This is a genomic window from Oleiphilus sp. HI0132 (genome assembly GCF_001635845.1).
Window position 1 is genome coordinate 1 of record NZ_LWGJ01001156.1, and the last position, 5,816, is coordinate 5,816.

The window sequence follows — 5,816 nt, forward strand, 5'->3', positions numbered from 1 at the left end:
GTTATCATTACCGACCCCTTCTTGAGTGAAGTTGCTGGCCTTGGTTCTTTAGGCCCCAAACGTTTTGTGCCTTCTGCATTTGACGCCAAGTCATTACCCCAAGCCGATATCATAGCCATCAGCCACAACCACTATGACCACTTAGATGACTTAGCCCTTCGAGCCTACCCCTACAAAAAAGAAACTTTAGTCATCGTACCCTTGGGCCTTAAGCGCTTCTTAACATCGCGAGGCTACAAGCGTGTTATTGAGCAAGACTGGTGGCAAGAAACACAAGTCGAAGAACTAACCATCACCACACTACCCGCCGTGCATTTCTCTGGCAGAGGCCTCTTTGATACCAACAAGACCCTATGGGCAAGCTTCAGCTTCCGCTCCAAGGAAAGAAGCATATGGTTCTCGGGCGATACAGCGAAAGGTGAGATATTCAAGGAGATAGGTGAACGGGCAGGCCCCTTCGATTTGGCCTTAATTGGTATTGGCGCCTATGAGCCAAGAAGGTATATGCGTTCTGTTCACGCGACACCTGAAGATGCCATTGAAATTGCAAGAAGTATCAAAGCACAGAAAACCATCGGCATGCATTGGGGGGCTATCATGCTGACACCTGAAGACCCATTTGAAGCCCCTCCTCGCTTTAAACAAGCCGCTATAGATCAAAGCTATGGCGATGAAAATGCTTTATTGATGAAGGTTGGAGAAACTCGAGCACTTTAATTTATCGATTTTTCCCTCATCAAGAATGGTCAATGTCTCACACGGCAAACATTGACCACTTGCAGCTTTCCACCTATGATTGCCCACATCAGGATAGTATCTCGATCTACAACAATAACAGGGAAGAGTTAGTCATAGTGAACTGCATTGAGCACTCACTATCGAAATAGAATCAAGAGCTTGATATGGCTTTTGAATTCCTATTCTCCCCCCGATAATATCGATTCAAAGAACCTGTAATAAGAAGCAAATTGGAATTTACTTTTAACGCCTTTTCGACGTTTATCGTTTTAAGATAACGGTTCGCCAAGGAGAGAGAAGGCAATTAATTCAGGAACGAATCATGTCAGTAGCAACAATTGAAGATTACGGAAACTCAGCATTAGAGCAAGACAATAAACAGATACACGACGAGCGTGCGCGTATTTTGAATATGGTCTCTCAAAAAGCGCAGGATCAGACTCTCACACTTCAAGAAACCACTGCACTATACGAAAAGTTTAACCAAACCTATACAGCATACCGGAGCACTGAACCGCAAGAGGTTGATGAAAGCTGGGCGCTGGAGTTGCTGCAAGAGAGTGAACAAGAAGAAGCCGAAAATACAACTTTTCAGACACGAATTAACGGCATTCCTCATCAAACTAAAAAAGGCTCAGGCAAGGACAACCCAGCCAACGATTCAATTTTAGTTGATAACGAAATGAAGCCAATGCTAGCTGCACCGCTAAAACAAATGACCTTCGAAGATAGAGCGTCGTTTACTCGTTCTGATGCAGCCAAACAAGACAAGGCAATGGCGACAATCATTGTTGCATCCGGTCTCGCTACTCTATCGATACTACTAGGCTTTGCCTTAGCATTCTAAGCGTAAAACCTAGTATCGTATGCGCATGCCTAATCGGCATGCGCCTCTTGAATTTTCATTAGCTCTTCTTGGGTATCGAGTAATAAATCAACCAAACGCGGCTCGAACTTAGTGCCTTTCATCTCTTTGAAGAAGTTTAATGTCTCGTCTATAGACCTAGCTTGTTTATAGCATCGACGATTCACCAGCGCATCGAACACATCTGCCACCGAAGCAATTCGCGCAAAGATATGAATATCTTCACCCGCAATACCGTTTGGATAGCCTGAACCGTCCCAGTTCTCGTGATGCCCACCTGCAATGAGCGCGCCCGCTCGCAAGACCTCTAAGTCAGACGTCGAAAGTATATCGTAACCGATCTGGGCATGAGACTGCATAACCTCCCACTCTTGAGGTGTTAGCTTACCAGGCTTGTTAAGGATATGATCAGGGATAGCGATCTTCCCAATATCATGTAGTGGTGCCGCTTTATACATTACCTCATTATCTCGATCACACAGTCCAAATGTCCATTCAGGACTTAATGAACCTCAAAGTAACTGTTGCATCAGTATTTGAAGAGTCAGAGCTGGACGCAGCGTCTAGCGTATCTCTTCTGACCGAAAATGACTGGCAAAAAACAGGAGCAAAACGCTTAAGTGATGTGCTGGAAAGTGTTCCTTCCGTGGCAAGTTACCCTACTTGGGGTGGTGCCGAAGCAATAGCAATTCGCGGCTTCACTACAGAGCTATCGGTGCGCGGCATTGCCAACACTTTAAATGGCGTCCCCTTAAACAGCTACACTTATGCGACCTCGTTGTATGATAAACCGATTATCAATCTTGATCATTTAAGCCGTATAGAAATGGTTAGAGGGCCCGGCAGTACACTCTATGGAAGCGATGCTTTTCATGGTGTAATTGCTCGACAACTCAAAGACTCTAATAAAGATGAGACCCAGATTAGAAGTAAAGTAGGCAGTGATGGTTATACCAAAGCCTCTCTATTTGTCGCACAGACATTCGAAGATAGCATACTCAATGCCGGCTTAGCATTTGCCCGACAGAGCGATCAAAACTTGAACTATCGCTACACCGATCCTGATGACGGTTTGCTCTATAACTCCGAAAGACACTATGCCTATCGTGATCAAAGTGGCTTTATAAAATTGAGCGCTGGCAAAGTCGATACAGGACGTGTCGAGTTTTTTTCATACTACGCAAACTATTTGGCATCTGGTTTTCCAAGCACCGGCACCCAGTTCTTTACCCGTATTGATGATAATTTTGACGTGCAATCTACCAGCTTAACTGAAGATCGGGAACATTCAGGGCAAGATTCCAGCTTCTGGCTCGCAAGCTTATCTTACGATTACCAGCTTAGCGATAGCATTGAACTGGGCACTCAAATCTATCATTGGCAGAGTAAGCAAGAATGGTCATTTGACAATGCACGCTACCCGATAAGCCTCGTGTACGCGCCTAACGATATACCAATCACTTCTTTTGACTGTAAAGATGGAACCAATACGACCAATAACCCTCTTTACTGCCCTCACACACTCTATCAATCTACAAATGAGCAACGTAGTGGCGCGAAACTTCAGTTAAAAGGCAAATCGCCTGAAGCCTCAACGCAATGGGTTCTCGGTGCTGGTTATGACCGATTTATCGTCAACGGTAGCAACTACTCCCGGATCGACTTAAATGGCAGCACCCTTGTTGATCAAGACAACCCTTATAAGAATTCTAAACGACACATTAGGTATGCACTATTCCAAGCCAAGACAGGCTTATTTAATGACAAACTGCATGCTGTCTATGGTCTCAGAGCAGACGATTACTCAGATGTCGGCTCTCACCTTTCGCCAAGAGCAGGGCTCATTGTCAAAGTCAATGAAAACTATAGCTCCAAGCTTCTTTACGGCCACGCTTTTAGAGCGCCCACAGCAATTGAGAGATTTGGCTCTGTTCAGGCAATTGAAGCAAACGAGAGCATCAAACCAGAGGAAATTGATACGATTGAGTGGGTCAATCATTTTCTCGCTAATGACTATTCTACAGAGTTAACTCTGTTTTCAAGTCGCTGGAAAGAAGGCATCGTTTTAGTGCCAACAACGGGCTCTTCTCAGAAATATTTCAACACAGGTAGAAATGAGTCTTATGGTGTTGAGCTTTCTGGTCGAAAACAGTTCAAGAGGTTTGAGTTAGTTGGCAGCAGTAGCTATGTTCGAAGCGAGAATAAAGAACTCAATAGTGATTATTTAGCTTTCCCACAGTGGATTTTTACACTTCAGGGTAACTACCTACTTGCTGATAGCAATATCGAGCTATCAATCAAACAAAGAGCAATGCTCAACTATAGTGAGGGTGACTATATAACCTCGACAAACCCGACAACGCTAGAGGTGACGCAAATTGCGCCAGAGGATGCAGATGATTATTTTCGTACTGACCTCAGCCTTCTTAAACACTTCGACTCTAAATCAGGCGAAGGCGAACGTGCTATGTATATAAACGTGAATAATATTTTTGATCAGAAAAATACCGTCGCATCACTATATAACGTTGAAAACGGCCTAGCGGATTCTGGCTTATCAGTTGATATTGGACTGTCCTGGAGTTGGTAGGCAACGATTTACTTTAAGAGCTCAACCAGCGTATCAAGTAGGCGAGCGTAATCCCTAAATAGTTACCCAGGATATAGCCAAGAATTGCAGCGGCGAAACCTGGGACTATTAGCGATTTATTCTTCAAAGCACCCGCCACGACGGGTATAAATGGCACCGACATGATGGCTGCGGCCGAACTAATCAAGAAGGTATCTGTATCGACTTTAAATAGCTTGCATAAACTAGCATGCAGAATTAACGTGCCAACCAATAACAAGGCGATAAAGAGAAATAACTCTACATTCAGAGCACTTAGAATTTCCAAGTTGGTCATTGTGCCCATGGTAAAACAAAACACTAGCACCAAATACATGCCGCAATGAAAGCTCTGCTTCAAACGCTTTACCTGAGGAAAAAATGACAAGCCCAGACCAGCACTCGTAATCGCCACTATCGTCACTACTGAAGACATACTTTTCGGGAACAACTGAGAAAGGCCTATACCAATAACCAATGCCAACACTGCAAAGCCGAGTACAGAGGCAACATTTAAAACATTTTCTTTGCTCACTAGCTGCTTATAGGCATGTGAACTTTCATCACTCAAGTGATCAAAGAGCCCCCCACCCGACGTGCTATTCAAGGGCAACTTTTCGCTTTCATTGAAGGCTTTTAAAAACCGGCTAAACAGCGGTTTTGCGAGGCTCACAACAAATAATAGATATAAGGCCGACAGCAAAATATCATAGCTGGTCATCGTAATAAACACCGACTGCTCACCTTCAATTGCCGCACTAATAGCCGCCATATTCGGGCCTCCTCCGGTATACGCGCCGACCGCTAATCCAGCAACTTGCCACAAATGCTCTATTCGCCCATCAAACAGTAAAGACAGAATCGTCGTGATAATCATCACGCTAAACAATGCTAGAATCATGGCTTTAATCGTTGGCCCAGCCAAGTGAAAAGCAGACTTAATATCCATTGAAAAAGCCAGCATTGGAATTGCCAAGGCTATGGCGACTTCAGTTACCTGAGTTTGGATCGAGAGCACATCGCTACCGGGCAAGTAGTTCTGGATATTGAAACCCGATAGCACAATACCCGAGGCAAAAGCCAACACCACGACACCCAGCTTGTCGAGAATGGCCCAGCGCTGAGCAGCGACAATCAACACAGCGGGAAAGCTGAGTAAAACGAGAATAAAGAAAATACCCATCACTACAACTATTGCTCCCAGCGAGGTGTTTTTGAGGTATCAAATACAGACCACCAAGCAACAATCTTTCCCTGATCATAGACAGCTATTTGCCCGAACTGGAGAAACAAGGCTTCACTTTGTCTGGGCCGGAAGAACATATAGTCGTTAGGCTTTAGCTCAGAAGACTCTGCAAGCGAATACATTTCCTGATTGCTTGAGCAACCGTACAACTTCACTCGTTCAGAGCCTTCTGGATAGCACGGATCAGCAAGCCAATTGCCACCATAAATAAAGCACGCCTTCTTCGGTAACAGCTTCGCACTCCGCAAAAAAGGAGATAAAGATGAAGCAATGGGCAAACTTGGTTTTTCAATTACCTTTAAAATGGGGGCAGCAATAAATGCGGCAGGCACATGATGCTCCAGAGTTGGAATATCAAA

5 protein-coding genes and 1 pseudogene are annotated in these 5,816 nt (G+C 44.5%); 3 read left to right on the plus strand and 3 right to left on the minus strand.

Annotation, left to right across the window (positions count from 1 at the left end):
* Window positions 1-717, plus strand: a 717-nt coding sequence (locus A3766_RS16085; RefSeq protein ID WP_068642498.1) for an MBL fold metallo-hydrolase, incomplete at its 5' end; no start/stop codon positions are given.
* 343 nt (window positions 718-1,060) lie between these two features.
* On the plus strand, window positions 1,061-1,585 hold the full coding sequence (locus A3766_RS16090) for a hypothetical protein (RefSeq protein WP_068509498.1): 525 nt from the start codon (window positions 1,061-1,063) through the stop codon (window positions 1,583-1,585).
* A 29-nt stretch (window positions 1,586-1,614) separates the two neighbouring features.
* On the opposite strand, the gene A3766_RS16095 is transcribed toward A3766_RS16090, so the two are convergent.
* Entirely contained in the window at window positions 1,615-2,085 is a 471-nt protein-coding gene (locus A3766_RS16095; protein WP_082907151.1) for an HD-GYP domain-containing protein, read from the minus strand.
* A gap of 23 nt (window positions 2,086-2,108) precedes the next feature.
* On the opposite strand from A3766_RS16095, the gene A3766_RS16100 reads away from it, so the two are divergent.
* Window positions 2,109-4,193, plus strand: coding sequence for a TonB-dependent receptor (locus tag A3766_RS16100; protein WP_068509502.1), 2,085 nt, complete (start codon window positions 2,109-2,111; stop codon window positions 4,191-4,193).
* 13 nt (window positions 4,194-4,206) lie between these two features.
* Here the strand turns inward: A3766_RS16100 and A3766_RS16105 are convergent, their stop codons facing one another.
* On the minus strand, window positions 4,207-5,394 hold the full coding sequence (locus A3766_RS16105) for a DUF819 family protein (RefSeq protein WP_068553504.1): 1,188 nt from the start codon (window positions 5,392-5,394) through the stop codon (window positions 4,207-4,209).
* An 8-nt stretch (window positions 5,395-5,402) separates the two neighbouring features.
* Window positions 5,403-5,816, minus strand: a pseudogene (locus A3766_RS16110) (type III pyridoxal 5-phosphate-dependent enzyme); the annotation flags it as partial.